The sequence below is a fragment of the Agrococcus sp. BE272 genome, from assembly GCF_031457935.1.
Classification (GTDB): Bacteria; Actinomycetota; Actinomycetes; order Actinomycetales; family Microbacteriaceae; genus Agrococcus; species Agrococcus sediminis.
In genome coordinates this window covers 403,819-428,243 of sequence record NZ_JAVDXL010000001.1, presented here as the reverse complement: position 1 = coordinate 428,243, position 24,425 = coordinate 403,819, and the positions used below count along the sequence as shown (strand labels likewise).

Annotated in this window: 24 protein-coding genes and 2 tRNA genes; 17 read left to right on the top strand and 9 right to left on the bottom strand. The window is 72.3% G+C overall.

The genetic code is table 11. The features are described 5' to 3' along the window. Positions 1–9 precede the first annotated feature (9 nt). Together J2X49_RS02050 and J2X49_RS02045 are read left to right on the top strand one after the other, a co-directional pair. Complete coding sequence (locus tag J2X49_RS02050) at positions 10–915, top strand: carbohydrate ABC transporter permease (RefSeq protein WP_164877176.1); 906 nt, start codon at positions 10–12, stop codon at positions 913–915. Continuing rightward, positions 912–1,883: a carbohydrate ABC transporter permease gene (locus J2X49_RS02045; RefSeq protein WP_310121922.1), complete on the top strand. Its 972-nt coding sequence runs from the start codon at positions 912–914 to the stop codon at positions 1,881–1,883. The genes J2X49_RS02050 and J2X49_RS02045 overlap by 4 nt, the downstream gene beginning before the upstream one ends. 68 nt (positions 1,884–1,951) lie before the next feature. Here the strand turns inward: J2X49_RS02045 and J2X49_RS02040 are convergent, their stop codons facing one another. Further along, complete coding sequence (locus J2X49_RS02040; RefSeq protein WP_146355540.1) at positions 1,952–3,310, bottom strand: extracellular solute-binding protein; 1,359 nt, start codon at positions 3,308–3,310, stop codon at positions 1,952–1,954. A gap of 159 nt (positions 3,311–3,469) precedes the next feature. On the opposite strand from J2X49_RS02040, the gene J2X49_RS02035 reads away from it, so the two are divergent. Both J2X49_RS02035 and J2X49_RS02030 read left to right on the top strand, forming a co-directional pair. Then, positions 3,470–3,543: transfer RNA gene (locus J2X49_RS02035), tRNA-Leu, on the top strand. Between the two features lie 104 nt (positions 3,544–3,647). Continuing rightward, the gene (locus tag J2X49_RS02030) at positions 3,648–4,079 is read left to right on the top strand and encodes a hypothetical protein (RefSeq protein WP_146355537.1); all 432 of its coding nucleotides are present in this window, start codon (positions 3,648–3,650) and stop codon (positions 4,077–4,079) included. Here the strand turns inward: J2X49_RS02030 and J2X49_RS02025 are convergent. Further along, complete coding sequence (locus J2X49_RS02025; RefSeq protein ID WP_310121917.1) at positions 4,076–4,864, bottom strand: helix-turn-helix transcriptional regulator; 789 nt, start codon at positions 4,862–4,864, stop codon at positions 4,076–4,078. The two genes, J2X49_RS02030 and J2X49_RS02025, sit on opposite strands and share 4 nt — an antisense overlap. Before the next feature lie 108 nt (positions 4,865–4,972). Here J2X49_RS02025 and J2X49_RS02020 point away from each other — a divergent pair, with 108 nt between their 5' ends. Both J2X49_RS02020 and J2X49_RS02015 read left to right on the top strand, forming a co-directional pair. Further along, positions 4,973–5,905, top strand: coding sequence for an aldose 1-epimerase family protein (locus J2X49_RS02020; RefSeq protein WP_310121914.1), 933 nt, complete (start codon positions 4,973–4,975; stop codon positions 5,903–5,905). A 112-nt stretch (positions 5,906–6,017) separates the two neighbouring features. Further along, the gene (locus J2X49_RS02015) at positions 6,018–6,599 is read left to right on the top strand and encodes a PepSY domain-containing protein (RefSeq protein WP_310121911.1); all 582 of its coding nucleotides are present in this window, start codon (positions 6,018–6,020) and stop codon (positions 6,597–6,599) included. 4 nt (positions 6,600–6,603) lie between these two features. Here the strand turns inward: J2X49_RS02015 and J2X49_RS02010 are convergent, their stop codons facing one another. Further along, positions 6,604–7,251, bottom strand: coding sequence for a GyrI-like domain-containing protein (locus J2X49_RS02010; protein WP_310121908.1), 648 nt, complete (start codon positions 7,249–7,251; stop codon positions 6,604–6,606). Positions 7,252–7,374: 123 nt separating this feature from the next. Here J2X49_RS02010 and J2X49_RS02005 point away from each other — a divergent pair, with 123 nt between their 5' ends. From J2X49_RS02005 to J2X49_RS01995, 3 genes are all read left to right on the top strand, one after another. Beyond that, the gene (locus J2X49_RS02005; protein WP_310121905.1) at positions 7,375–8,148 is read left to right on the top strand and encodes an ATP-binding cassette domain-containing protein; all 774 of its coding nucleotides are present in this window, start codon (positions 7,375–7,377) and stop codon (positions 8,146–8,148) included. Beyond that, the gene (locus tag J2X49_RS02000) at positions 8,145–8,816 is read left to right on the top strand and encodes a methionine ABC transporter permease (protein ID WP_310121903.1); all 672 of its coding nucleotides are present in this window, start codon (positions 8,145–8,147) and stop codon (positions 8,814–8,816) included. Before J2X49_RS02005 ends, J2X49_RS02000 begins: the two co-directional genes overlap by 4 nt. A gap of 81 nt (positions 8,817–8,897) precedes the next feature. Then, positions 8,898–9,728, top strand: a complete 831-nt coding sequence (locus J2X49_RS01995; protein WP_310121901.1) for a MetQ/NlpA family ABC transporter substrate-binding protein — start codon at positions 8,898–8,900, stop codon at positions 9,726–9,728. Positions 9,729–9,804: 76 nt separating this feature from the next. Here the strand turns inward: J2X49_RS01995 and J2X49_RS01990 are convergent. Continuing rightward, positions 9,805–9,880 (bottom strand) — tRNA-Lys (locus J2X49_RS01990). Positions 9,881–10,001: 121 nt separating this feature from the next. On the opposite strand from J2X49_RS01990, the gene J2X49_RS01985 reads away from it, so the two are divergent. The 8 genes from J2X49_RS01985 to pstB all read left to right on the top strand — a co-directional run bounded on the left by J2X49_RS01985 (position 10,002) and on the right by pstB (position 18,920). Then, positions 10,002–12,551, top strand: coding sequence for an HAD-IC family P-type ATPase (locus J2X49_RS01985; protein ID WP_310121899.1), 2,550 nt, complete (start codon positions 10,002–10,004; stop codon positions 12,549–12,551). 65 nt (positions 12,552–12,616) lie between these two features. Next, positions 12,617–13,201 carry a hypothetical protein gene (locus tag J2X49_RS01980; RefSeq protein WP_310121897.1) on the top strand — a complete coding sequence of 195 codons (585 nt, stop codon included), beginning with the start codon at positions 12,617–12,619 and terminating at the stop codon, positions 13,199–13,201. 32 nt (positions 13,202–13,233) lie between these two features. Further along, positions 13,234–13,863 carry a DNA-directed RNA polymerase subunit beta gene (locus J2X49_RS01975; protein WP_310121895.1) on the top strand — a complete coding sequence of 210 codons (630 nt, stop codon included), beginning with the start codon at positions 13,234–13,236 and terminating at the stop codon, positions 13,861–13,863. Between the two features lie 107 nt (positions 13,864–13,970). Next, entirely contained in the window at positions 13,971–14,555 is a 585-nt protein-coding gene (locus J2X49_RS01970) for a hypothetical protein (protein WP_310121890.1), read from the top strand. A 342-nt stretch (positions 14,556–14,897) separates the two neighbouring features. After that, positions 14,898–16,001: a phosphate ABC transporter substrate-binding protein PstS gene (locus J2X49_RS01965; protein ID WP_310121887.1), complete on the top strand. Its 1,104-nt coding sequence runs from the start codon at positions 14,898–14,900 to the stop codon at positions 15,999–16,001. A 110-nt stretch (positions 16,002–16,111) separates the two neighbouring features. Further along, the gene (gene pstC / locus J2X49_RS01960) at positions 16,112–17,044 is read left to right on the top strand and encodes a phosphate ABC transporter permease subunit PstC (protein ID WP_310121884.1); all 933 of its coding nucleotides are present in this window, start codon (positions 16,112–16,114) and stop codon (positions 17,042–17,044) included. Positions 17,045–17,047: 3 nt separating this feature from the next. Next, complete coding sequence (gene pstA / locus J2X49_RS01955) at positions 17,048–18,133, top strand: phosphate ABC transporter permease PstA (RefSeq protein WP_310121881.1); 1,086 nt, start codon at positions 17,048–17,050, stop codon at positions 18,131–18,133. 7 nt (positions 18,134–18,140) lie between these two features. Continuing rightward, positions 18,141–18,920, top strand: coding sequence for a phosphate ABC transporter ATP-binding protein PstB (pstB, locus tag J2X49_RS01950; protein WP_146355510.1), 780 nt, complete (start codon positions 18,141–18,143; stop codon positions 18,918–18,920). Positions 18,921–19,167: 247 nt separating this feature from the next. Here the strand turns inward: pstB and J2X49_RS01945 are convergent, their stop codons facing one another. The 5 genes from J2X49_RS01945 to J2X49_RS01925 form a co-directional block, all read right to left on the bottom strand. Continuing rightward, complete coding sequence (locus tag J2X49_RS01945) at positions 19,168–19,539, bottom strand: GIY-YIG nuclease family protein (RefSeq protein WP_310121876.1); 372 nt, start codon at positions 19,537–19,539, stop codon at positions 19,168–19,170. A 203-nt stretch (positions 19,540–19,742) separates the two neighbouring features. Then, entirely contained in the window at positions 19,743–20,690 is a 948-nt protein-coding gene (locus J2X49_RS01940; protein WP_310121873.1) for an NUDIX domain-containing protein, read from the bottom strand. Beyond that, positions 20,687–22,945: an RNA degradosome polyphosphate kinase gene (locus tag J2X49_RS01935; protein WP_310121871.1), complete on the bottom strand. Its 2,259-nt coding sequence runs from the start codon at positions 22,943–22,945 to the stop codon at positions 20,687–20,689. The genes J2X49_RS01940 and J2X49_RS01935 overlap by 4 nt, the downstream gene beginning before the upstream one ends. A 12-nt stretch (positions 22,946–22,957) precedes the next feature. Continuing rightward, positions 22,958–23,761, bottom strand: coding sequence for a mycothiol synthase (gene mshD, locus J2X49_RS01930; protein ID WP_310121868.1), 804 nt, complete (start codon positions 23,759–23,761; stop codon positions 22,958–22,960). Further along, positions 23,758–24,399 (bottom strand): response regulator transcription factor, encoded by a 642-nt coding sequence (locus J2X49_RS01925; RefSeq protein WP_146355498.1) that lies wholly within the window; start codon positions 24,397–24,399, stop codon positions 23,758–23,760. The genes mshD and J2X49_RS01925 overlap by 4 nt, the downstream gene beginning before the upstream one ends. Positions 24,400–24,425 lie beyond the last annotated feature (26 nt).

Below are 24,425 nucleotides of genomic sequence, written 5' to 3'. Positions count from 1 at the left end.
AAGCCGCGCATGACCAAGCTGCAGCGGCGGGAGGCGATCGCCGGCTACCTGTTCATCTCGCCGTGGATCGTGGGCTTCCTCGTGTTCACGCTCGGCGCGATGGTCTACAGCCTGGTCATCTCGTTCAGCCACTACCAGCTCGCGACCGACACGGCCCGGCCGGCCGGCTTCTCGAACTACCAGGCGCTCGTCGAGGACCCGAAGGTCATGACGGCGCTCGCGAACACGCTGTACTACGCGGTGCTCGCCGTGCCGCTCGAGGTGCTGCTCGCGCTCGGGCTCGCGCTGCTGCTCAACAGCCAGCGGCGCGGCGCGGGGCTCTTCCGCACCATCTTCTACCTGCCGAAGATGACGCCGGTGGTGGCCACGGCATCCGTCTTCCTCCTGCTGCTGAACGGCAGCCAGGGCGCCATCAACCGCGGGCTCGCGGCGATCGGCATCGACGGGCCGCAGTGGCTGCTCGACCCGGCGTGGATCAAGCCCTCGATCGTGCTCATGACGCTGTGGGGCGTCGCGGGCACGATGGTCATCTTCCTCGCCGCGCTGCAGAACGTGCCGACCGACCTCTACGAGGCGGCCTCGCTCGACGGCGCGGGCGCCTTCCGGCGGTTCTGGAACGTGACGCTGCCGATGATCTCGCCGGCGATCTTCTTCAACGTGCTCGTGCTCACGATCGCGGCGTTCCAGATCTTCGACCAGGCGTTCCTGCTCTTCCACCGCGACACGGTGCAGGGCTCCTCCGACGCATCGCTCTTCTACGCCATCTACCTCTTCCAGCAGGCGTTCCGGCAGTTCAACTTCGGCTTCGCGGCGGCCATGGCGTGGCTGCTGTTCCTCATCATCCTCGTCATCTCGCTCATCCAGATGCGGGTCGGCAACCGGTTCGTCTACTACGAGAGCGAGGAGGCGCGATGAGCTCGCCCGTCCAGCCAGGCCAGATCCAGGAGGCGCACGTCGTCGCGCCCGAGCCGGCCGAGCCGGCCGAGCGGGCCGACGCATCGCCCCGCCGGCGCCGTCGCCGGCCCGGTCCCGCGCTCTCGCCGCTCGGCCGCGTGGGGGAGGCGGTGCGATGGGTCCTGCTGCTCGGCTGCAGCGCGCTGTTCCTCTACCCGTTCGCGTGGCTGCTGGCCGCGAGCTTCAAGCCGCGCGGCGAGGTCTTCGACAACCGCCTCATCCCGCAGACCTGGCAGCCCGAGAACTACGTGCAGGTCTTCGACGAGCTGCCGCTCGTGGCGTGGCTCGGCAACAGCCTGCTGATCGCCGTGCTCGCCGCCGCGCTCGTGACGGTGTCGAGCTCGCTCGTCGCCTTCGGCTTCGCCTACTTCCGGTTCCCCGGCCGCAAGGTGCTCTTCGGCGTCGTGCTCGCGACCATGATGCTGCCGGGCGCGGTGACCCTCGTGCCGCAGTTCCTCATCTGGAACCAGCTCGGCTTCGTCGGCACCCACGTGCCGCTGTGGGGCGCCAACCTCTTCGGCTCCGCGTTCTACATCTTCCTGCAGCGCCAGTTCTTCCTCAGCCTGCCGAAGGAGCTGTTCGAGGCGGCGCGCATCGACGGGCTGAGCGCGTGGGGGCAGTTCTGGCGGATCGCCTTCCCGCTCTCGGTGCCCTCGTTCGTGATCGTGTTCCTCTTCGAGTTCCAGGCCAGCTGGAACAACCTGCAGGGCGCGCTCATCTACCTGAACGCCGGATCCCCCGAGGCCTACACGGTGCCGCTCGGCATCGCGAGCGCGATGACGAAGTACAGCCCCACCTCGGGCGGCCACGGCGACTACCAGTACGTGATGGTCGCGGCGCTCATCGTGACGCTGCCGATGCTCATCCTGTTCGCCTTCGGGCAGCGCTCGTTCATCGAGGGCCTCGCGACCTCCGGCCGCAAGGGCTGAGCGGCCCGGGCGCAGACAGCACGACGGGGCGGAGTCGCCTCCGCCCCGTCGCTCCGTCCAGCGCCGCGTCAGCCGCCCGCGACCTGGTCGTACGCGCGCTGCGCGGCCTCCTGGGCCGCGGTCAGCGCCTCCTGCGCCGAGCGCTCGCCGAGGAGCGCCGACTGCATGGCGTTCTCGAGCTCGCCCTGGATCTGCTGACCGGCGGGCGAGCCGCCGAGCGACGCGCCCTCCGCCGCGACCGCGTAGTACGCCTCGATCGCCTCCTCGAAGCCGGGGAAGCCCTCCGCAGAGGCGAACTCGTCGCGGATCTGCATGTCGCTCTCGGGCGAGCCGGTGAAGAGGCCGGTGTTGATGCCGAGCCGCTCGGGCTCCGCCTCGGTCGTCTCGGCACGCGCCTCCGCGGCCGCCTGCCACGCCTCGGGGTCCGTCAGCGCGAGCGCCCACGCGCACGCGGCCGACGGGTTCTCGGCGCTCGCGGGGATGACGAACGACGAGCCGCCGGTCGCCGTGAACGGCTGGCCCTCCTGGTTCCTGATCGGCACCGCGCCGATCTCGATCTGCTCGGCGTACGGCGTGAGCACGTTGACGTACCACTGGTCGAACACGGCGGCGCCGACGCCGTCGGTCACGTACGGGTTGCCGTCGCCGAAGATGTCGAACGACTCGACGAGGCCGGTGACCTCGGCGAAGCCGCCCTGCGCGTCGTAGAGCTCGATGAGGAACTCCGCGGCCGCGACGTTCTCCTCGCGGTCGAGCGTGGGAGCGCCCGACTCGTCGACGATGCCGCCGCCGAACGACAGCATCCACATCGCCGCCTTCGAGACGCCCTGCGGGTCGAAGCCGACGCGGCTGATCGAGCCGCCCTCGGAGACCGTCATCGCCTCGGCGGCCGCGATGAGCGCCTCGGGGTCGCTCGGGTCGAGGTCGTCGGCCGAGACGCCGGCCTCCTCCATGACGCGGGTGTTCGTGAGGATGAGCGGCGGCTGGTAGAACTGCGGCACCGCCCACACCTGGTCCTGCCACGTGACGTCCTGCACGACCTGCGGGTACCAGCGCTGCTGCGCGTCGACCTCGTGCGCCGCGAAGCACTCGTCGAGCGGCATGATGAGGCCCTGCGCCGCGTACGTCGCCACGAACTGCCGGTCGATCTGCACCACGTCCGGCATGTTGCCGGAGGCGGCGAGGGTCGTGAACTTCTGCGCGTCGAACGCGGTCTGGTCGAGCTCGATCTCGACGCCCTCCAGCTGCGAGGCCGCGTGGTCGAGGCGCGCCTGCCCGACGTCGTCGGTGTTCTCGAAGCCCCATCCCGTCATCGCGCCCGTGGGGTCCGCAGTGAAGTCCGCGTCGGCCGCCGCCCCGCCGCCGCCGCACCCGGTCAGCAGCAGTGCTGCTGCGATGGCGCCTGCCGCGCCCGCCCGTGCTCGCATGTCGTTCTCCTTCTGCCAGGGATGGCCGAGCGCGGCCCGCGTCGGCCCTGGCTGGATCGTAACCCGATCCTGTCCCCCAGAGGGAAGCGGTTCTCCCAGGAACCGCTCCGCCGCTCCCGCACGCGAGTGCCGCGTACCGTAGGAGCGGGCAGCGGCCCGGCCCCCGTAGCCCAACCGGCAGAGGCGGCGGACTTAAACTCCGCGCAGTCCGGGTTCGAATCCCGGCGGGGGCACCGCTCGGGACTACGCACCTCTGCGCATTCCCACGCGGCCCCGGCGCGCCGATGATCGAGGGGAACCGGGGCGCCCCAGCTCCCGGCACTGTCGAGGAGGACACATGAACCGCGCCGCATTCGCGCGCCGCGCCACGGCCGCCGTCGCGCTCACCGCCGCCATGAGCATGGTCGGGGCCGCCGCGGCCTCAGCGCACCACTGCTACCGCGACCAGTGGGCGGCCGCCGCCTACCAGCACCACATCCAGGGCGGCACGGCGTGGGTGTCGCTCAGCGACCTCGGCGCCATGTTCATCATCCCGCCCGAGCTGCAGGCCGACTGCGGCTGGGTCGCCGACGAGGTCGTCGCCGACTGGATGGCCGACGAGGGGCTGACGCAGGAGCCGCTCATCCACTCCAAGGCGACCGTCGGCAGCGGCGCCGCCTACCAGGGCAAGGGCAACATGCCCTTCAGCTACCTGAGCGAGGCGCAGTTCGAGGTGCTCGGCATGGCGCTCATGGAGGGCGTGGAGGCCTGCGCCGCCGAGCTGCCCTAGACCCGGCGCGCGCCGCCGGCAGCGACGGGCTCCTCCCCGGCGACGGGGGAGGGGAGGAGACCCGTCCGCTGCCCGACGAGCACCGCGCCGAGCCGGTCGCAGGCGCCGAGCTTGCGGTAGAGGTTCTCCTGGTGCTTGTGCACCGTGCGCGGCGAGACGCCGAGGTGCGTGCCGATGGCCGCCGCGGTGCGGCCCGCGTGCATGAGGTGGAGCACCGTCTGCTCGCGCGGGGTGAGGAGCGGGGCGTCGGCGGCGGGCACGGCGGGCGCGAGGGCGCGCATGCGGGCCAGCAGCTCGATGTGGCTGTCGAGGCCGCGCAGCAGCCGCGCGTGCTCCTCGAGCGGGCGCAGCTGCAGCCGCCGGATCGGGCTGGGTGCGATGAGCGTCCAGCCGTCGTACTCGCGGCCGGGCGCGGTCGTCACCTCCACCTGGTGCGCCGAGATCTGCAGCGTCTCGAACACGCGCCGCGTCGCCTCGCCGAGCAGCCATCCCGCGCGCACCGCGTCCTCGAGGCGCGTGGGGCGGGTGTCGCCCGTGTGCGCCCGATAGCGGTAGAGCGGGTGCGCGCGGATCTCGGCCGCGCACGGCAGCTGCTCGGCCGCCGGCCGGAAGCCGTGGCCGTGGATCCGCAGCACCGCGTCGGGCTGACCCGCCCGCACGCTCACGCGCGTGGCCATCTCGGTGTCGGTGTCGGCGAGCATCGCCTCCGCGAGCAGCGCCCGAGCCATCGCGACGTCCTGCTCGTTGAGGACGTCGGCGACCACGTCCACGATCCGACCGTGCATGGCGCGAAGCCTAGATCCGCGCCGCGCGGCGGGGAAGAGGCCGGTTCCGGCGCCGGTGCCGGCGGTCGGGACGAGCGGGATCGGGACGCCATCTCCTAGGCTCGCCCCATGCGCCCGCCCACAGGACAGCAGTTCACCATCACCCGCGACGTCGACGGGCGCCGCCTGCGCGCCACGATCACCGAGGTGGCGGCGACGCTCCGCGAGCTGACCGTCGACGACGTCGACCTCGTCGAGCCGTTCGCCGAGGAGAAGCGCCCGGCGAAGGGGCAGGGGATCGTGCTCGCGCCGTGGGGCGGCCGGGTCGCCGGCGGCGACTGGCAGCTCGACGGCGAGACGCAGCGGCTGCCCATCACCGAGCGCGACAAGGGCAACGCCAGCCACGGGCTGCTGCGCTTCTCGCCCTACCGGCTGCTCGAGCAGACCGAGTCGAAGGTGCTGCTGCAGGCGACCATCTACCCGCAGACCGGCTGGCCGTTCCTCGTCGACACGTTCGTCGCCTACGAGCTCACCGACGACGGCCTCACCGTCACGCACGAGGCGATCAACAGCGGCACCGAGCGCGCTCCCTGGGCATGCGGCGCGCATCCGTACCTCGCGGTCGGGGCGACGCCCGCCGACCAGCTCACCCTCACGGTGCCCGCGGCGCGGGTCTTCAACGCGGTCGACCTGATCCCGACGGAGGAGACGCTCGTCGATGCGATGGATGCGTCGGCCCCCGACCTGCGGGGCGGCCGTCGCCTGGCGGAGCTCGACGTCGACCACAACTACGCGGGGCTCGAATTCGTCGGCGGGGTGGCGACGGCGTCGCTCGTCGACGACCAGGGGCGGGGCGTCGAGCTCTGGCAGGACGCCGCCTTCCCGTACTCGGTGGTGTTCACGCCGCGCGACTTCCCGGCCGTCGACGGGGCCCGGCACGCCGTCGCGGTCGAGCCGATGAGCGCGCCGGCGAACGCGCTGAACTCCAGGCAGGGGCTCGTCTGGCTCGAGCCCGGCGAGACCTGGCGCGGCCAGTGGGGCATCGCGCCGGTCGGCTTCTGACGGGTCGGCCAGGTCAACTCCTGACAGGTCGGGCCTCTGACGGGTGGGCTCCTGAGCCTCGTCTCACGCTCCTCTCACGGGGTTCTCACGGCCGCTCGTCAGCGTCGGCCGCATGATCACCGACTCGAAGCTGCGCACGCCGTTCCTGCTGACGCTCGCCGCAGCCGCCACCATCGCGCTCGCGTCGTGCGGCTCGGCCACGCCCTCCGCGCCGTCCGGCACGGCTCCGACCGGTGACGCGCTGCCCAGCGCGAGTGCATCGGGGTCGCCCGAGGCGACCCCGGGCGGCGCCGCAGCGAGCATGGAGGGAGCGCTCGCCGCGATCGCCCTCGCCGAGCGCGAGACGGGCGCGGTCGCCTACGAGCTCGACGACGAGGACGACGACGGCTCGTGGGAGGTCGAGCTCGCCGAAGGCACCACGCAGGTGAGCGTGCACGTCAGCGGCGACGGCGCCACCGTGCTGTCGACCGAGCGCGACGACGAGGTCGACGGCGACGATCGCGCCGCGCTCGACGCCGCAGGGATCTCGCTCGCCGACGCGATCGAGGCCGCGGCTGCGGAGGCGGGCGGCGCGCCACTCGACGAAACGACGTTCGAGGACGACGGTGACGGGCAGGCATGGCAGGTGAAGTTCGACGACGAGCTCGAGGTCTACGTCGCGGTCGCCGACGGGTCGATCCTCCGCGTCGACTGACGCGTCAGCGAGCGCCGGCCCCCGCCGCCGTGCCGCGCTCGGCGGCCGCGACCGGCTGCCGCAGGATGGTGCGACGGCGGGCGGGCTCGACCCGGCGGAAGTCGCTCAGGTAGATCTCGTGGTGCCGGCCGGTCATCCGCAGTCCGGCGCCTGCGATGAACTCCTCGTGCATGCGCGCCAGCACGGGTCCCTCGTCGTCGAAGGCGCCCACGTGCAGCGTCTGCACGCAGCGGCCCTCGGCCAGCGTCTCGAGCCGCACGTCATCGAACCGCGCCGGTGCGCCCTTCTTGCGCACCGCATCCATCGCCTGTGCGAGCAGCCCGCGGTCGATCCAGTCGGGCACGAGCATGAGCAGCGTCCAGTCCCACCGCGCCTTGTCGCGGGCCGTCGTGAACGACGCCGGGTCGGCCGCAGACCACAGCCCCTCGAGCGGCATCGCCGCGTAGTCGCGGGCCAGCTCGCGCTTGCTCGCGAACTTCAGGGCGTACGCCAGCGGGTAGAGCGACGCGATCGCCTCGGCGAACGGGGCGCCGTTCGGATCGCCGTGCCCGTCGATCATCAGGTATTGCAGCGGCGGCACGTCGACGGTGCGGAACTCGCCCCGCTTCGCCCGGTAGGCATCGAGCTGCCGCTTGAGATCGATCTTCTCCACGCCCTCACCCTGCCAGGCAGCACGCCTTCGCGGGGACCCGCGCGCCGCCGCTGCGGGTATAGTTGACCTGAGTACAAGAAGTCTGATCGGCGAGTGCCGCGGGGAATGGGAGCGGACGAGCTGATGCATGCGAGCGGCACGGCGATCATCGCGCTCGCGGGCGTCACCAAGCGCTACCGGCGCGGTGACGACGCCCGCCCGGCGCTCGACGCCGTCGATCTCAGCATCGACCGCGGCGAGATCTTCGGCGTCATCGGCGAGAGCGGCGCAGGCAAGTCGACGCTGCTGCAACTGGTCAACGGGCTCACGACCGCTGACGCCGGCACGGTCACCGTCGCCGGCCGAGACGTCGGCGGGCTCGGCCGCCGCGGCCTGCGCGAGCTGCGCCGCGACATCGGCGTGGTGTTCCAGGGCATCCACCTGCTCAGCAACCGCACGGTGGCGGCGAACGTCGCGCTGCCGCTGCAGCTCGCACCGCGGGCGCAGCGCCAGTCGCGGCAGGAGGAGGCGCGGGCGGTCGCGGAGATCCTCGAGTTCGTCGGGCTCGGCCACCGCGCGCACCACTACCCGGCGCAGCTGAGCGGCGGCGAGCGGCAGCGGGTGGGCCTCGCCCGGGCGCTCGTCGGCCGCCCCTCGCTGCTGCTGTGCGACGAGCCCACCTCGTCGCTCGACACGACCACGACCGCCGAGGTGCTGCGCGTGCTCGCGAGGGCGCGCGACGAGCTGGGCACCACCGTCGTCGTCATCACGCACGACCTCGACGTCGTGAAGGCGATCTGCGATCGCGCGGCGCTGCTCGAGCGGGGCGCCCTGCGCGAGGTGCTCACGGTGGCGCGGAGCGACTACCGGTCGCTGCCGAGCTATGCCGAGCAGGTACGACGGGAGCTGCAGGCATGACCTGGCTCGCCGACCTGCTCGCCGAGCACGGCGCCGACCTGCTCGAGTCGCTCGCCGAGACCGGCTACATGATGGTCGTCTCCCTGGCCGCCGCGGTCGTGATCGGCCTGCCGCTCGGGATGACGGTGTTCCTCACGCAGCGCGGCGGCATCGCCGAGCACCGCCCGGTGTGGTCGATCGCCAACCTGTACATCAACGTCGTGCGCTCGTTCCCGTTCCTGCTGCTGGTGGTGTTCCTCATCCCCTTCACGCGTGCCGTCATGGGCACCAGCTTCGGCACGCAGGCGGCCACTTTGCCGCTGTGCTTCGTGGCGGTGGCGATCTACGCTCGCCTGGTCGAGCAGATCCTGCGGGAGATCCCGCCCGGCATCTCGCTGGTGGCGCTCGCGATGGGCGCCACGCTGCCGCAGGCGGTGTTCCGGGTGCTGCTGCCCGAGGCGCGCTCCGGACTGCTCTACGCGCTGACGTCGGCGGCGATCAGCCTGCTGTCGTTCTCGACGGTGCTCGGCGTCGTCGGCGGCGGCGGCATCGGCGACTTCGCGATGCGCTACGGCTACCAGGAGTACGACGACGCGCTCATGTACCTCACGATCGCCGTCATCGTCGTGGTCGTGCTGGCGATCCAGGCCGTCGGCCACCGCATCTCGGTGCGCCTCGACCACCGCTGACCGCGCCTCACACCCCCTCACACCCCGACACCCCTCGACCTCCCCACGACCCAGTCCCTCCCGAAGAAAGAAGACGCATCCATGCGACGCACCTCGACCCGCGCCCTCGCGCCCGCCCTCGCCGCCGCCCTGCTGCTCACCGGCTGCAGCGCCCAGTCGGCACCGGAAGCCGCAGAGTCCGGCGCGCCCGCCGCCGAGACCGTCACGATCCAGGTCGCCGCCGTGCAGAGCCCGATGACCGACGTCGTGCTCGCCGCGGGCGAGGCCATCGAGGAGGGCTACGAGATCGAGCTCGTCGAGGTCTCCGACTACGTGACCGCGAACACGATCGTGGACGCCGGCGACGCCGACGCGAACTTCTCGCAGCACGTGCCCTACATGGAGCTCTTCAACGAGGCCAACGACGGCACCCTCACCGCGGTGCAGCCCGTCTACAACTTCGTCATCGCGTTCTACTCGAAGACGCTCGACGACATCGCCGCGCTCCCGACCGGCGCGACCGTCGCGATCCCCGACGACGCCTCGAACACCGGCCGCGCCCTGGAGCTGCTCGCGAGCGAGGGCGTCATCGCGCTCGACCCGGCGGTCGACCCGTACGCGGCGACGGTCGACGACATCACCGAGAACGCGAAGCAGCTGGAGTTCCTGCAGGTGCCGATCTCGTCGCTGAACGCCGCCTACGAGGAGGCCGACCTGGTCTTCCAGTGGCCGTCGCACATCGCGGCCCTCGGCCTCACCCCCGAGGAGGACGGCCTCATCACCGAGCTCGACGACACCTTCGCGCTGCACCTGGTGGTGCGCGAGGAGGACGCGGACTCGGAGGCGACCGCGGCCCTCATCGACGCCTTCTCGAGCGACGGGGTGCGCGAGGTGATCGAGGCGAACCCGACGATCGAGGTCGCGTTCGGCTGACGACGAGCGGATGCGGTGGGCCCGGTGGGGCTCGAACCCACGACCAGCGGATGAAGAGTCGGACGCTCTGTCGATCTGGTGGGCCCGGTGGGGCTCGAACCCACGACCAGCGGATTAAAAGTCCGACGCTCTACCGACTGAGCTACAGGCCCCTCCCTCCAGCGTACCGAGCGGCGCGGGGGTCGGCCGCGCGGATGATTCCGGTCGCTCCCCCTGGTGAGCATGGCGCGCATCCGTCAGAGTTGGCCCGACCCGCCCCTCCAGGAAGGCCGCATGACCGCCGAGACACCCGCGCGCTCGTCGTCGCCCGACGACGCGACGGCTGCGGCGATCGCCGGCGAGCCCGTGCGCCAGCGGCTGCTCACGACCACCGATCCCGCGGTCGGGCTGACCGCGGCCGAGGTCGCGGCGCGGGTCGCCGACGGGCGCGCGAACCGGCTCGCGCACGCCTCCAGCCGCACGCTCATGTCGATCCTGCGCGCCAACCTGTTCACGCTGTTCAACCTCGTGATCGCCGTCTGCACGGCGGTGCTGCTGCTGCTCGGCCGCTGGCAGGACGCGCTCTTCTCGTTCGCGGCGATCTCGAACGTCGTCATCGGCGTCGTGCAGGAGCACGGCGCGAAGCGCAAGCTCGACTCGCTCGCGCTGCTGCACGTGCAGCGCAGCACGGTGGTGCGCGACGGCGAGCGGCTCGACGTCGCCATGGAGCAGCTCGTGCAGGACGACATCCTGCTGCTGCGCCTCGGCGACCAGGTGCCCGCCGACGGCGTGATCGTCGCGACCGAGGGCATCGACGTCGACGAGTCGCTGCTGACCGGCGAGTCGGAGCCGCAGCTCAAGCACGTCGGCGACGGCGTGCTCTCGGGCTCGGCCGTCTCGGCGGGCTCGGCCGCCGTGCAGCTCACGAGCGTCGGCGGCGACTCCTTCGCGGCTCGCCTCACCGCCGAGGCGCGCCGCTTCTCGCTCGTGCACTCCGAGCTGCGCGCGGCGCTCGACCGGGTGGTGCGCTGGATATCGATCGCGCTCGTGCCGCTCATCGCGATCGTGCTCCACGGCCAGATGCAGGCGCGCGGCGGCTGGGCCGCGGCGATCGAGAGCGGCGCCTGGCAGGACGCGGTCGTGCTCGCGACCGCCGCGATCTCGGCCTCGGTGCCGCAGGGCCTCATCCTCATGACGTCGATCGCCTTCGCCGTCGCCGCCGTGAAGCTCGCCCGCCGGCAGGTGCTCGTGCAGGAGCTCGCCGCCGTCGAGGGGCTCGCGCGCGTCGACGTCATCTGCCTCGACAAGACCGGCACCCTCACCGAGGGCGACGTCGAGCTGCTCTCGGTCGCGCCGGTCGGCGACGACGGGAGCCCCGGGGATGCGCTGACCCCGGACGACCTCGGGCACGCGTCGGGCGCGTGGCTCGACGCGCTCGCCTGGTTCGGGCACGACGAGAGCGCCAACGCCACCGCGAAGGCGATCGCCCCCGCGCTGCCGAGGCCCGCCGATCGCGCGAGCGCCGTCATCGGCTTCTCCTCCGCGCGCCGTCGGAGCGCCGTCGCGTTCGCCGCCGGGCGGATGCGCGGCACCTGGATCCTGGGCGCCCCCGAGTCGGTCGTCGGCGACGAGGCGGCGCACCCGGCCGTCGCCGCGCGCGCGCTCGAGATCGCCGCCGGCGGACGCCGCGCCCTCGTGCTCGCGCACGCACCGCATCCGATCTCCCCCGAGGAGGCGGAGCGGCAGGAGCTGCCCGAGGCGCGGCCGGTCGCGGTGCTCGCGTTCGGCGAGCACGTGCGGCACGACGCAGCCCTGACCCTCGACTACTTCCGCGCGCAGGGGGTGGAGGTGCGCATCCTCTCGGGCGACCACCCGCGCACCGTCGGCGCGGTCGCGCGCCAGGTGGGGGTCGACCTGCCCGGCGACGCCTTCGACGCGCGGCAGCTGCCGGCGGAGCCCGCGGCGCTCGCGGCGGTGCTCGCCGAGCACCGGGTGCTGGGGCGCGTCACGCCGGGGCAGAAGCGCGGCATCGTCGAGGCGCTGCAGTCGATGGGCCGCACGGTCGCCATGACCGGCGACGGCGTCAACGACGCGCTCGCGCTCAAGACCGCCGACCTCGGCATCGCGATGGGATCCGGCGCGCCCGCGACGAAGGCCGTCGCTCGGCTCGTGCTGCTCGACGGGCGCTTCTCGCACCTGCCGCGCGTGGTCGCCGAGGGGCGGCAGGTGATCGCCAACATCGAGCGCGTCTCGCGGATCTTCCTGACGAAGACGACGTACGCGTTCACGATGGCGCTGCTGTTCGGGGCGCTGCTGCTGCAGTACCCGTTCCTGCCGCGGCAGCTGTCGGCGACCGACGGGCTCACCATCGGCATCCCCGCCTTCTTCCTCGCGCTCATGCCGGCCGCGACCCGCTACGTGCCCGGCTTCCTGTTCCGCAGCCTGCGCTTCACCGTGCCGTCGGGGGTGACGGTGGCGCTCGCGATCCTCGCGACGACCCTCCTCGGCCGCGCCGCCGGCGCCGACGAGCGGCAGGTGCAGACCGCGGCGGTGATCACGCTCACCGTCTGCGGGCTGTGGGTGCTCGGCATCGCCTGCCGGCCGTTCACGCCCACGCGGGCGGCGATCGTCGCGGTCATGGCCGCGTCGCTCGTGGTCGCGGTGCTGCTGCCGCCCATCCGCGACTTCTTCGAGTTCCGGCCGCCGGGGCCCGACCTGCTGCTCGGCGCGATCGGCCTCGGCCTCGTCGCGAGCGTGCTCATCGAGCTGTGGCACCGGCTCGCGCCGAAGCTGCCGCCGGCGATCGTCGCGGATGCGCCGCGGGCGGCGGGCGACACGGCCTGAGGGTGCGGCGCGCGTCCAGCCTCGCCGCCTATCGTGCTCGCAGGACCGCCACTCGAGGAGCCGCCATGACCCCGTCCCTCCGCCGCCCCGCGCTCGCGCTGCTCGTCGGCGCCGCCGCCGCCATGCTCACCGTCGGGTGCGTGCCGCAGCCGCCGGCCGCGCCGCCGCAGCCCACCGAGACCCAGGCGCAGCCGGTGCCGAGCGAGTCGCCCGAGGCGACCGAGACCGCGGCGCCGAGCGACACCGCCGCGCCGGCCGAGGGCCCCTACGAGATCACCGCCGAGGGCCAGGACGGCTCGGTCTGGAGCTTCGAGGTGACCGACATCGCGGTCGTCGAGACCGACGCGGCGGGCGACGCGGCGGAGCCGGGCAAGCAGCTCGTCGAGGTGCTCGTGTCGGGCGAGATGCTCGAGGGCGACGAGGCCGACTTCTTCCACGCCTTCCACATCTACATCGTCGACGACGCGACCGGCTCGCAGTACGGGCTGAGCTCCGCATCGAACTACTACGCCGAGGGCGACCTGTTCACCACCGGCACCGAGCCGTCGTTCGTCGACGGCGTCGGCATCTTCCACATCCCCGACACCGTCGAGCTGAACCACGTGCGGGTCACGACCGACCAGGGCGGCGTCTGGGACTTCACCGGCTGACGCCGACCGGCGCATCCGGGATGATGGGGCGGATGGCTGACGACTTCACCCGCCCCACGTTCTTCTCGAACGACTGGTTCGACCGCGTCGAGGGCGACGTCGACCCCGCGGTGCGGCTGCAGCTGGCGAGCGAGACGGCGCAGGCGCTCCTCGCGCGCGTGCGCAGCGGCGCCGACCCGGGCGTCGTCGAGCGCATCCTGCGCGTCGCGCGCGAGGACGGCATCGACACGGTCGCCGAGCTCTGGTCGCAGGCCCGGCCGCACTCGCTGCCGGGGGCGCTGTGGCGGGTGAACCTGCTGCACGCCCTCGTCACGCAGCGCGCGCCCGAGGCGGCCGCGCTCTACCAGGAGGGGGCGGATGCGCTCCACACGGCCGCGCCGGTCGTCGCGGGGGTGCCGGCACCGGCGAGCCCCGCGGAGCTCCGGGCGCTCACCGAGACGATCCTCCGCGGCGTCTTCGCCGGGGACTTCGCGCTCGCGCTCGAGCGCGCCGCCGCGTTCGCGACGGTGACGGCCGCCGGCGCCGTGGAGGCCGCCCACCGGGACGAGGCGATGCATCCGGAGCGCGCGGGCGAGCGCACCCGCATGGCGGCGTCGCTCGCCGACATCGCGGGCGACCTGCAGGTCTGCGCGCGCATGTGGCGCTCGGAGAGCCTCGTCTGAGCCGCGCGGCGCGCCTGTGCACAGCCTCAGCGTCGCCGATGAGGATCCGTCATAGGCTGACGGCCGGGTCGGCGCACGGGCGCCGGCGTCCGACCAAGGAGCACGACATGGCACGCCGCACCCTCGCCGCAGCGATCATCCTCACCGCGGGCGCGCTCGCCCTCACCGGCTGCATCCCGCTGCCGCCGGCCGTCCCCGCCGCGCCCACGGCGCCCGTCGAGCCGGGCGACCCCATGCAGCCGACCGAGTCGACCGAGCCCGGCGCGACCGCCGAGCCCGGCACCGGAGGCCAGGTCGCGGGCGAGGAGTTCACCGTCGACGACGGCCTCGGCGACGTGTGGACCTTCTCGGTCGTCGCGGTCGAGGCCGATCCGCCGATGGAGTTCGCCGAGCCCGAGCCCGGCACCGCGTTCATCGGCATCGTCATCGACGGCGAGCACCTCGAGGGGAGCCTCGACTTCACCGGCTGCTTCGACATCATCGTCGTCGGCAGCGACGGCGAGCAGTACGACTGGGCCGACACGATCGGCACCGCGACCGCCGAGGACGACATCTTCTACGCCGACACGCAGTCGTTCACCGGTGCGCGCGCGGCCGTGCAGCTGCCCGAGGGCGTCACGCCCGCGCAGCTGATCTTCCGGTCCGTCTACGGCGAGCCCGACGTGCCCGACACGGTCATCGACGTGCAGTGACCGACCGCTGAGCGGCAGGGGCGCCCGGGTTCCGGGCGCCCCTGCCGCGTTCGCGGGGAGCGCATCTGCCTGCGTGTCACGCCGAGGCTCGCTACCCTGGTGAGGCCGGGCCGCGTCACCCCGGGCTCCAATATTCGCCGCTGCGAGCGGCCTTTCCGCCGAGAGGCGTTTCGCGGTCCGGCACTCTCATGCCCGGAACCCTGCGGCCGCGTTCACCCGCTGTTCACCTTCGCGGAGCCTCGTCGCCACCCGGTCTGCCTACCGTGGTCCTCGGCGCGCGATCGTGCGCCCAGTCACGGGGAGCCTCAGCCCCCGCACCGACACTTTCCGAAAGGGAACACTGTGAAGTTCACGAAGCTCGGCCGCGCTGCGGTCGTCGCCGCAGCGGGCGCGCTCCTGCTCTCGTCCTGCGCCGCCAACGAGCCCGCCGCCACCGAGCCGACCGCCGGCGAGACCCCCGCCGCCGAGTCGACCCTCTCGGGCGACCTCGCGGGCGCTGGCGCCTCGTCGATGGGTGCTGCGCAGGAGGCTTGGATCGCGGGCTTCCAGACGGCCAACCCCGACGTCAACGTCACGTACGACCCCGCCGGCTCCGGCGCGGGCCGCGAGCAGTTCATCGCCGGTGGCGTCGGCTTCGCCGGCTCCGACGCGATCCTCGGCGACGACGAGCTCGAGGGGACCTTCGGCGCCTGCGTGCCCGACACGCTCCCGGTCGACCTGCCCGTCTACATCTCCCCGATCGCGGTCATCTTCAACGTCGAGGGCGTCGAGTCGCTCAACATGGACGCCGCGACGATCGCCGGCATCTTCTCCGACCAGATCACCAACTGGAACGACCCGGCCATCGCCGAGCTGAACCCCGACGTGACGCTGCCCGACGCCCCGATCACCGCCGTGCACCGCTCGGACGACTCGGGCACCACCGAGAACTTCACCGAGTACCTCGCCGCGACGGCTCCCGACGTCTGGACCGAGGGCGTCTTCGAGACGTGGGCCTACGGCGGCGAGGGTGCCCAGGGCACCTCGGGCGTCGTCGACGCGGTCACCAACGGCACCAACACGATCGGCTACGCCGACGCGTCGCGCGCCGGTGGGCTCGGCACGGTCGCGCTGCAGGTCGGCGAGGAGTTCGTGCCGTTCTCGGCCGAGGCCGCCGCCGCTGCGGTCGACGCGTCGCCGCGCATCGAGGACCGCCACGAGGGCGACATCGCCGTCGAGCTCGACCGCACGACGACCGAGGCGGGCGTCTACCCGCTCGTGCTCATCTCGTACGCGATCGCCTGCACCGACTACGAGGACGACGCGACCGCCGAGCTCGTGAAGGCGTACCTGTCGTACATCGTCTCGGCCGAGGGACAGTCGGCAGCAGAGGCAAACGCCGGCAACTCGCCGATCTCGGACGCGCTGCGCGACGAGGTCCTGGCTGTGATCGACACCATCCAGTAAGACTGGCATCATCACTCCGTAGCCTTCGGGCTGCACCGTCCGGCCGGGGCGCTCGTTCGCCCCGGCCGGATTCCATGCCCTGGTCCGTCCCCGAGCCCGCTGGGAGCCCCATGACCACCGCAGCACCGCCCGCGTCGCGCGCAGCCGCGCCGAACCGGCCGGCTGACGTCATCTTCAAGGCGGTCTCCACCACCGCCGGCGTGCTGATCCTCGTCGCCCTCGCGGGCGTCGCGATCTTCCTCGTCGCGCAGGCGGTCCCGGCGCTCATCGGACCGCTCCCCGAGGACGACAGCTTCCTCGCCTGGGTGTGGCCGCTCACGTTCGGCACCCTCTGGTCGGCGTTCCTCGCGATGCTCATGGCGGTGCCCGTCGCGATCGCGATCGCGCTGTTCATCACGCACTTCGCACCGCGCCGGCTCGCGATGGGCCTCGGCTACCTCGTCGACCTGCTCGCCGCCATCCCCTCGGTCATCTACGGGCTGTGGGGCATCGCCGTGCTCGCGCCGTTCCTGCAGCCGTCCTACGCCTGGCTCGCGCAGAACCTCGGCTGGCTGCCGCTGTTCAGCCCGCCCGCCTCGGGCACCGGCCGCACCGTGCTCACCGCATCCATCGTCCTGGCCGTGATGGTGCTGCCCATCATCACCGCGCTCTGCCGCGAGATCTTCCTGCAGACGCCGCGCCTCAACGAGGAGGCGGCGCTCGCGCTCGGCGCGACGCGCTGGGAGATGATCACGATGGCGGTGCTGCCGCACGGGCGCTCCGGCATCATCGCCTCCTCGATCCTCGGCCTCGGCCGGGCGCTCGGCGAGACGATGGCGGTCGCGATGGTGCTCGCCTCCTCCGGCGCCGTCACGTTCGTGCTCGTCGGCTCGCAGAACCCCTCGACGATCGCCGCGAACATCGCGCTGCGGTTCCCCGAGGCGCACGGGCTCACCGTCAACATGCTCATCGGCTCCGGCCTCGTGCTCTTCGCGATCACGCTGATCGTCAACGCCGTCTCGCGCATCATCATCGCGAAGACGACCGTGGACGGAGGGAGGTAGGCCATGACCACCACCACGACCGCTCCCCGCCGCGAGACGTCGAACCCGCTCACCGCGGGCCAACTGCCCGCGTGGGGCCCGTGGGCGCTGCTCGGCGTCGCGGTGCTCATCGGCGCCGCCGTCTCCGGCCTCGTCGCGGGCGCCTCCGGCACCGACTTCAGCATCGTCTCGACCGTCGTCATCGGCTACGTCATCTACCTCGTCGCGATCACCGTCGTCAGCCAGCTCATCGAGGGCGGCCGGAAGGCCACCGACCGGCTCGTCACCGGCGTCGTCGTGGGCGCGTTCGCGCTCGCGCTCGTGCCGCTCGTGTCGCTCATCGTCACCGTGGTCATCAACGGCGCGGCCCGCTTCGACATGACGTTCTTCACCTGGACGATGCGCAACATCGTCGGCGAGGGCGGCGGCGTGCTGCACGCGATCATCGGCACCCTGCTCGTGACGCTCTGGGCGGCGATCATCTCGGTGCCCGTCGGCATCTTCACCGCGATCTACCTCGTCGAGTACGGCAAGGGCGCGCTGTCGAAGGCGATCACGTTCTTCGTCGACGTCATGACCGGCATCCCCTCGATCGTCGCCGGCCTCTTCGCGTACGCGCTCTTCGCGCTGTTCGCGGGCGAGGGCGTGCGCTCGGGCTTCGGCGGCGCGGTGGCGCTCAGCCTGCTCATGATCCCGACCGTCGTGCGCTCGACCGAGGAGATGCTGAAGCTCGTCCCCAACGACCTGCGCGAGGCGTCGCTCGCGCTCGGCGTGCCGAAGTGGCTCACGATCGCCAAGGTCGTGCTGCCCACCGCGCTCGCCGGCATCGTCACGGGCGTGACGCTCGCCATCGCCCGAGTCATCGGCGAGACCGCGCCGCTGCTCATCATCGCCGGCTTCACCACGAACATGAACTACAACGTGTTCGACGGCCGCATGATGACGCTGCCGGTGTTCGCGTACAACCAGTACGTGAGCCCTGGCGTGCAGGAGCAGGCCTACTTCGACCGCGCCTGGACGGCCGCGCTCGTGCTCATCCTCATCGTCATGGTGCTGAACGTGCTGGCGCGCCTCATCGCCCACTTCTTCGCACCGAAGGCCGGAAGGTAATCCCGACATGTCCAAGCGCATCGAAGTCAACGACCTCGACGTCTACTACGGCAGCTTCAAGGCGGTGGAGGGCGTCTCCGTCGAGATCGAGCCCCGCAGCGTGACCGCCTTCATCGGGCCCTCCGGCTGCGGCAAGTCGACCGTGCTCCGCACGCTCAACCGCATGCACGAGGTCATCGCGGGGGCGTGGGTCGACGGCGAGGTGCTGCTCGACGGCGCCAACCTCTACGGCCCGGGCGTCGACCCGGTCAACGTGCGCCGCCAGATCGGCATGGTCTTCCAGCGCCCGAACCCGTTCCCGACGATGTCGATCCGCGAGAACGTGCTCGCCGGCGTGCTGCTCAACAACCGCCGCATGTCGAGGAGCGACCAGGACGACCTGGTGGAGCGCTCGCTGCGGGGCGCCAACCTCTGGAACGAGGTGAAGGACCGCCTCAACATCCCGGGCTCGGGCCTCTCCGGCGGCCAGCAGCAGCGCCTGTGCATCGCGCGCGCGATCGCCGTCAGCCCCGACGTGCTGCTGATGGACGAGCCGTGCTCGGCGCTCGACCCGATCTCGACGCTCGCGATCGAGGACCTCATCGAGGAGCTCAAGCAGGAGTACACGATCGTGATCGTGACCCACAACATGCAGCAGGCGAGCCGCGTCTCCGACAAGACGGCCTTCTTCAACATCGCGGGGACCGGCAAGCCGGGCAAGCTCATCGAGTTCGGCGAGACCACGAAGATGTTCTCGAACCCGTCCGTGCAGGCCACGGAGGACTACGTCTCGGGCCGCTTCGGCTGATCCGCCGCCGTCGGCGAGTAGGCCGCGCAGCGGCCCTATCGAGACCCCACCCCGTTGGTCGAGTAGGCCGCGCAGCGGCCGTATCGAGACCCCCACCCCCGTTGGTCGAGTAGGCCGCGAAGCGGCCGTATCGAGACCCCCACCCCGTTGGTCGAGTAGGCCGCGCAGCGGCCGTATCGAGACCGGCGCGGGTTCGTCTCGATACGGCGCCTGCGGCGCCTACTCGACGAGCGGGAAGATGCGGCGCCTACTCGACGAGCGGAGGCGATGCGGCGCCCGGCTCATCCGGAGGCGGCCCGTCCACCCGCCCTCCTGCCCGCCGGCGCTCGCGGTAGCCCTCCCAGTCGCGCTTCTTCGCGCTCGCCGAGATCGCTGCGAAGTCGCCCCGGATCAGCGCCTCGCGCTTGGCCCTGCTCCAGCCCTGGAGCTGCTTCTCGAGCGCGAAGCACGCTGCGATGGAGTCGTCGAAGTGCGCGAACGCCAGCTCGACCGGCCGTCGCCGCTTCGTGTACGCAGCGCCCTCGCCGCGCTGATGCTGGTCGAGGCGGCGCTCGACGTCCCAGGTGCTGCCGACGTAGGTGGAGCCGTCGCTGCAGCGGAGGAGGTAGACCCAGGGCATGGGGGTCATCGTGCGGCTCTGGCGGTGGCGCGGGGGCGCGGATGCGTCGGGGCTGTGGAGAAAGTGCGGTTCCGGTTCGTCTCGATACGGCGCCTGCGGCGCCTACTCGACGAGCGGTGGGGTGGCGGGAGTGCGGCGCCTACTCGACGAGCGGGGTGGGGGCGGGCGCCTGCTCGACGAGCGGGGTAGCGGTGGCGAGAGGCTCAGCGCTCGGGGGAGCAGTGCGTCTCGAGCGCCACGAGCGCGGGCTCGTCGCCGGCGCTCACGTGCAGCACGGTGAACTCGGCCGTGTGCAGCATCGACGCGCGGTGCGTGCGCTCCGACTCCAGCGCATCCGTCGCGTGCACGACCGCGGTCACGATCTCGGGGATGATCGGCGCGTGCGAGCAGAGCACCGTGCCGCGCCGCTTGCGCACCGCCTTGCCGATGCGCCGCGCGAGCGCATCGCGCGGGTCGACGGGCGACTCCTGGCTGATGTCGGCCGTCGCCTTGGGCTCGAGCCCCGTGAGCGCCGCGAGCGGCTCGACGGTCTGCCGGCAGCGCACGGCGTCGGAGGTGACGATGCGCTCCGGGCCGAAGGCGGCGATGCCGGGCGCGATCGACCGCGACTGCCGCTCGCCCCGCTCCGTGAGCGTGCGCGACGCATCCGCCCCCTCCCAGGAGAACGGGCTCGCCGCCTTCGCGTGCCGCAGCGCGACGATCGGGAACGTGCGCTCGTGGCCGCGCTCCAGGCGCTCCTCGAACCGCTCGATGATCGCGACGTCGTGCCGGTAGCTGCAGCGCGCCTTCGCGTCGGCGATCGGCAGCCACTCGAGCTCGAGGATCTCGTCGTTCGGCGCGAACGCCGACGCCGCGACGGCCTCCTCGTCGACGGAAGCCTGCCAGTAGTAGACGACCTTGTCGCGGCCGTCGGGCAGCCGGTACTCGCTGTGGCCGAGCGGCGCGCCGAGCACGATCGCGAGGCCGGTCTCCTCCTGCATCTCGCGCGCCGCGCACTCGGGCAGCGTCTCGCCCGGGTCGAGCTTGCCCTTCGGCAGCGAGTGGTCGCGGTGCTGGGTGCGCTCGACGAGCAGCACGAGCACCTCGCCGTCGACGCGCCGCCAGAGCACGGCGCCGGCGGCGAGCACCGGCGTCGCGGGCAGGTCGGTCACCGGTTCGTCCGCTTCCGCCGCTGGATCTGGATCATGCGGTCGCGGTGCAGGTCGTCGAGCGGGGCGCCGTCCTCGGTGTAGAAGCGGCGCGTCCACGTGCCGTCCGACTCGGCGATCCAGGCGGCGGTCTGGGGCGACATCGCCTTGTCGAAGTGCTGCGAGATGTCGCGCATGTGCTCGCTCGAGGTGAGCTGGATGAGCGTCTCGACCCGGCGGTCGAGGTTGCGGTGCATCATGTCGGCCGAGCCGATGAAGACCTCCTCGCTGCCGTCGTTCCAGAACGCGAACACGCGCGAGTGCTCGAGGTAGCGGCCGACGATCGAGCGGACGACGATGTTCTCGCTCAGCCCCGGCACGCCCGGCTTGATCGAGCAGATGCCGCGCACCCAGATCTGCACCTCGACGCCCGCACGGCTCGCGCGGTAGAGCGCGTCGATGACCTGCTCGTCGACGATGGAGTTGAGCTTGAGGCGGATGCGCGCGGTGCGGCCGGCGGTGGCGGCGGCGGTCTCGCGCTCGATGCGCTGCAGCAGCCCCTTCCGCAGGTGCCGGGGCGCGACGAGCAGCCGCTGGAACGACTTCTCCTTCGCGTAGCCCGAGAGCTCGTTGAACAGCCGGGTGATGTCGCGGCCGACCTGGTCGTTGTCGGTGAAGAGCCCGAAGTCCTCGTAGATGCGGCTCGTCTTCGGGTTGTAGTTGCCGGTGCCGATGTGGCAGTAGTGCCGCAGCCGGCCGTTCTCGCGCCGCACGATCATCATGAGCTTGCAGTGCGTCTTGAGCCCGACGATGCCGTAGACGACGTGCACGCCGGCGCGCTCGAGCTGGCGCGCCCAGCGGATGTTGGCCTGCTCGTCGAAGCGCGCCTTCACCTCGACGAGCGCGAGCACCTGCTTGCCGGCGGCGGCCGCGCGGATGAGCGCCGCGACGACGGGGGAGTCGCCGGAGGTGCGGTAGAGCGTCTGCTTGATGGCGAGCACGTCGGGGTCGTCGGCCGCCTGCTCGAGCAGCGCCTGCACGCTCGTCGCGAACGACTCGTACGGGTGGTGCACGAGCACGTCCTTGCGCGTGATCGCCTGGAAGAGGTCGGGCTGGTCGTCCTGCTCGCCGGGGAGGAACGAGGGCGCGGTGACGGGCACGCGCTTCGTGTAGTGCAGGTCGGGCCGGTCGATGCCGGCGAGCTGGAACAGGCCGCTGAGGTCGAGCAGCCCGGGCAGCCGGTACACCTCGCGGTCGGTGATGCCCAGCTCGTCGACGAGCAGGTCGAGCGTGTCGTCGTCCATGTCCTCGGCGACCTCGAGGCGGATGGGCGGGCCGAACTTGCGGCGCGAGAGCTCGTGCTCGAGCGCCTTGATGAGGTTCTCGGTGTCGTCCTCGTCGATCGTGACGTCCTCGTTGCGGGTGACGCGGAAGACGTGGTGCTCGACGATCTCCATGCCCGAGAAGACCTCGTCGAGGTTGTTGGCGATGAGCTCCTCGAGCGGCAGGAAGCGCTGCGAGCCGTCTCCGCCGCGCGAGAGCTCGACGAAGCGGGGCAGCACCGCGGGCACCTTGAGGCGCGCGAACTGCTCCTCCTCCTCGTCGGGCACGCGCACGCGCACGGCGAGGTTGAGCGAGAGTCCCGAGATGTAGGGGAACGGATGCGCGGGGTCGACCGCGAGGGGCATGAGGACGGGGAAGATCTCGGCCTCGAAGCGCGCCGACATGGCCTCGCGCTCGGCGTCGCTCAGCTGCCCCCACGTGACGATGCTGATGCCGGCGGCCTCGAGCTCCGGCGCGAACGACTGCTGCGCCGCGCGCGCGTGCCGCTGCTGCAGCTCGTGCGCGCGGTGCACGATCTGGTCGAGCAGCTCGTGCGGGGCGATGCCGACGTTCGTGGGCACGGCGAGGCCGGTCGTGATGCGGCGCTTCAGGCCCGCCACCCGCACCATGAAGAACTCGTCGAGGTTGGAGGCGAAGATCGCCAGGAAGTTGGCGCGCTCGAGCAGCGGCACGCGCGGGTCCTCGCCCAGCTCGAGCACGCGCTCGTTGAAGGCGAGCCACGACAGCTCGCGGTCGAGGAAGCGGTCGGCGGGCAGCCCGTCGTCGGTGGGCGTGCCCTGCATCTCGGCCGACCAGCTCGACTCGTCGTCGTAGTCGTCGAAGTCGGCCTCGTTGGCGTCGTGGAAGCTCTGCTCCTCCTCGAGCGAGCGCGTGCGGCGCTCGAGGGGCGGCTCGTCGGTCGCGGGGGCCGAGCCGGGGGCGGTGACGTCAGTCATGCCGCCATTGTGTCAACGACGGGTGGACGGCGCGCGGTGCCACCGCACGTCGATGGCCCATTGGTCGAAGCCGGCACCCCGGTAGAGCGCGAGGGCCGCGGCGTTCTCGCCCTCGACGTAGAGGTGGGCCGTGCCCGCGCCGAGCGCGCGCATGCGCACGAACGCGGCCTCGAGCATCCGCGCCCCGAGCCCCGCGCCCTGGCGCGCGGGCGAGACGCCGAGCACGTACAGCTCGGCGACGTCGCCGTCGGGCTTGACCCACGCGAACGCGTCGAGGCCCTGCTCGCCGGGCGCGACGACGAGGTTCGCGTCGTCGTGCCACGGCTCGGCCCTGCGCGCGGCGAGGTCGTCGGCCGACATGCGGCCCTGCTCGGGGTGATCGGCGAAGGCGGCGGCGTTGAGCGCGAGGAGGGCGGATGCGTCGGCGGGCTCGAAGGGACGCACCCCGTCGGGCAGGCGGTCGGCCCCGGCCGGCACGGGCGCGCGCAGCTGCAGGAGCGTGCGCACCTGCGTCATGCCGAGCCGCTCGGCGATGGCGCGCGCGCCGGGCAGGTCGCCGTGCGCCCACGCATCGAACCCGTCGAGCTCGGCGGCGACCCGCTCGGCGAGCGCGCGGCCGAGGCCCCGGCGGCGCAGCCCGGGCGCGACGGCGAGCTCGACCTCGCGCTCGGCGTCGCTCACGACCGCGAGCGCGCCGGCCTCGCCGACGACGCGCCGCTCGCCGCGCTCGAGCTCGACGAGCGCCTGGTCGTTGAACGGCCGGCTGCCGTCGTGCGCCGCGCACGCATCGGCGAGGGCCCGCACCTCGACGATCACTCGTCCACCAGCTCGAACCGGTAGCCGACGCCGCGCACCGTGCCGATGACGCTCTCGAGGTCGCCGAGCTTCGCGCGCAGCCGCCGCACGTGCACGTCGACGGTGCGGGTGCCGCCGAAGTAGTCGTAGCCCCATACCTCGCTCAGCAGCTGCTCGCGGGTGAACACGCGCGCCGGGTGCGAGGCGAGGAACCGCAGCAGCTCGAACTCCTTGTAGGTGAGGTCGATGGGCTTGCCGTCGACCTTCGCCTGGTAGCTGGCCTCGTCGATCGAGAGCCCGCTCGTGACGATCGGGCCGGCCTTGTGGCGGCGCGACGAGGCGAGGCGGATGCGCGCCTCGAGCTCGGCGGGACCGGCGGAGTCGAGCACGATGTCGTCGACGCCCCAGTCGGCGGTGACGGCCGTGAAGCCGCCCTCCGACAGCACGAGCAGCACGGGCGTCGAGTCGCCGTCGAGGAGGCGGCAGATCGCCTTGGCGGCGGCCAGCTCGACCGCGCCGTCGACGATCGTGAGGTCGGCGTCGGGGGCGTGCGCGACGGCGGCCGCGGTGCCAGGGAGCGTGGTGACGCGATGCTCGAGGAGCTCGATGCTCGGCAGCACGCCCTGGTCGCGGCGGGTGAAGATCACGACGTGCGCCATCCAGCCTCCTGCCAGCACGATCCTAC

Coding starts and splice junctions, on each gene's coding strand:
- J2X49_RS02050 (WP_164877176.1), top strand. CDS start 10: ATGACCAAGCTGCAGCGGCGGGAGGCGATCGCCGGCTACCTGTTCATC.
- J2X49_RS02045 (WP_310121922.1), top strand. CDS start 912: ATGAGCTCGCCCGTCCAGCCAGGCCAGATCCAGGAGGCGCACGTCGTC.
- J2X49_RS02040 (WP_146355540.1), bottom strand. CDS start 3,310: ATGCGAGCACGGGCGGGCGCGGCAGGCGCCATCGCAGCAGCACTGCTG.
- J2X49_RS02030 (WP_146355537.1), top strand. CDS start 3,648: ATGAACCGCGCCGCATTCGCGCGCCGCGCCACGGCCGCCGTCGCGCTC.
- J2X49_RS02025 (WP_310121917.1), bottom strand. CDS start 4,864: ATGCACGGTCGGATCGTGGACGTGGTCGCCGACGTCCTCAACGAGCAG.
- J2X49_RS02020 (WP_310121914.1), top strand. CDS start 4,973: ATGCGCCCGCCCACAGGACAGCAGTTCACCATCACCCGCGACGTCGAC.
- J2X49_RS02015 (WP_310121911.1), top strand. CDS start 6,018: ATGATCACCGACTCGAAGCTGCGCACGCCGTTCCTGCTGACGCTCGCC.
- J2X49_RS02005 (WP_310121905.1), top strand. CDS start 7,375: ATGCATGCGAGCGGCACGGCGATCATCGCGCTCGCGGGCGTCACCAAG.
- J2X49_RS02000 (WP_310121903.1), top strand. CDS start 8,145: ATGACCTGGCTCGCCGACCTGCTCGCCGAGCACGGCGCCGACCTGCTC.
- J2X49_RS01995 (WP_310121901.1), top strand. CDS start 8,898: ATGCGACGCACCTCGACCCGCGCCCTCGCGCCCGCCCTCGCCGCCGCC.
- J2X49_RS01985 (WP_310121899.1), top strand. CDS start 10,002: ATGACCGCCGAGACACCCGCGCGCTCGTCGTCGCCCGACGACGCGACG.
- J2X49_RS01980 (WP_310121897.1), top strand. CDS start 12,617: ATGACCCCGTCCCTCCGCCGCCCCGCGCTCGCGCTGCTCGTCGGCGCC.
- J2X49_RS01975 (WP_310121895.1), top strand. CDS start 13,234: ATGGCTGACGACTTCACCCGCCCCACGTTCTTCTCGAACGACTGGTTC.
- J2X49_RS01970 (WP_310121890.1), top strand. CDS start 13,971: ATGGCACGCCGCACCCTCGCCGCAGCGATCATCCTCACCGCGGGCGCG.
- pstC (WP_310121884.1), top strand. CDS start 16,112: ATGACCACCGCAGCACCGCCCGCGTCGCGCGCAGCCGCGCCGAACCGG.
- pstA (WP_310121881.1), top strand. CDS start 17,048: ATGACCACCACCACGACCGCTCCCCGCCGCGAGACGTCGAACCCGCTC.
- pstB (WP_146355510.1), top strand. CDS start 18,141: ATGTCCAAGCGCATCGAAGTCAACGACCTCGACGTCTACTACGGCAGC.
- J2X49_RS01945 (WP_310121876.1), bottom strand. CDS start 19,539: ATGCCCTGGGTCTACCTCCTCCGCTGCAGCGACGGCTCCACCTACGTC.
- J2X49_RS01935 (WP_310121871.1), bottom strand. CDS start 22,945: ATGACTGACGTCACCGCCCCCGGCTCGGCCCCCGCGACCGACGAGCCG.
- J2X49_RS01925 (WP_146355498.1), bottom strand. CDS start 24,399: ATGGCGCACGTCGTGATCTTCACCCGCCGCGACCAGGGCGTGCTGCCG.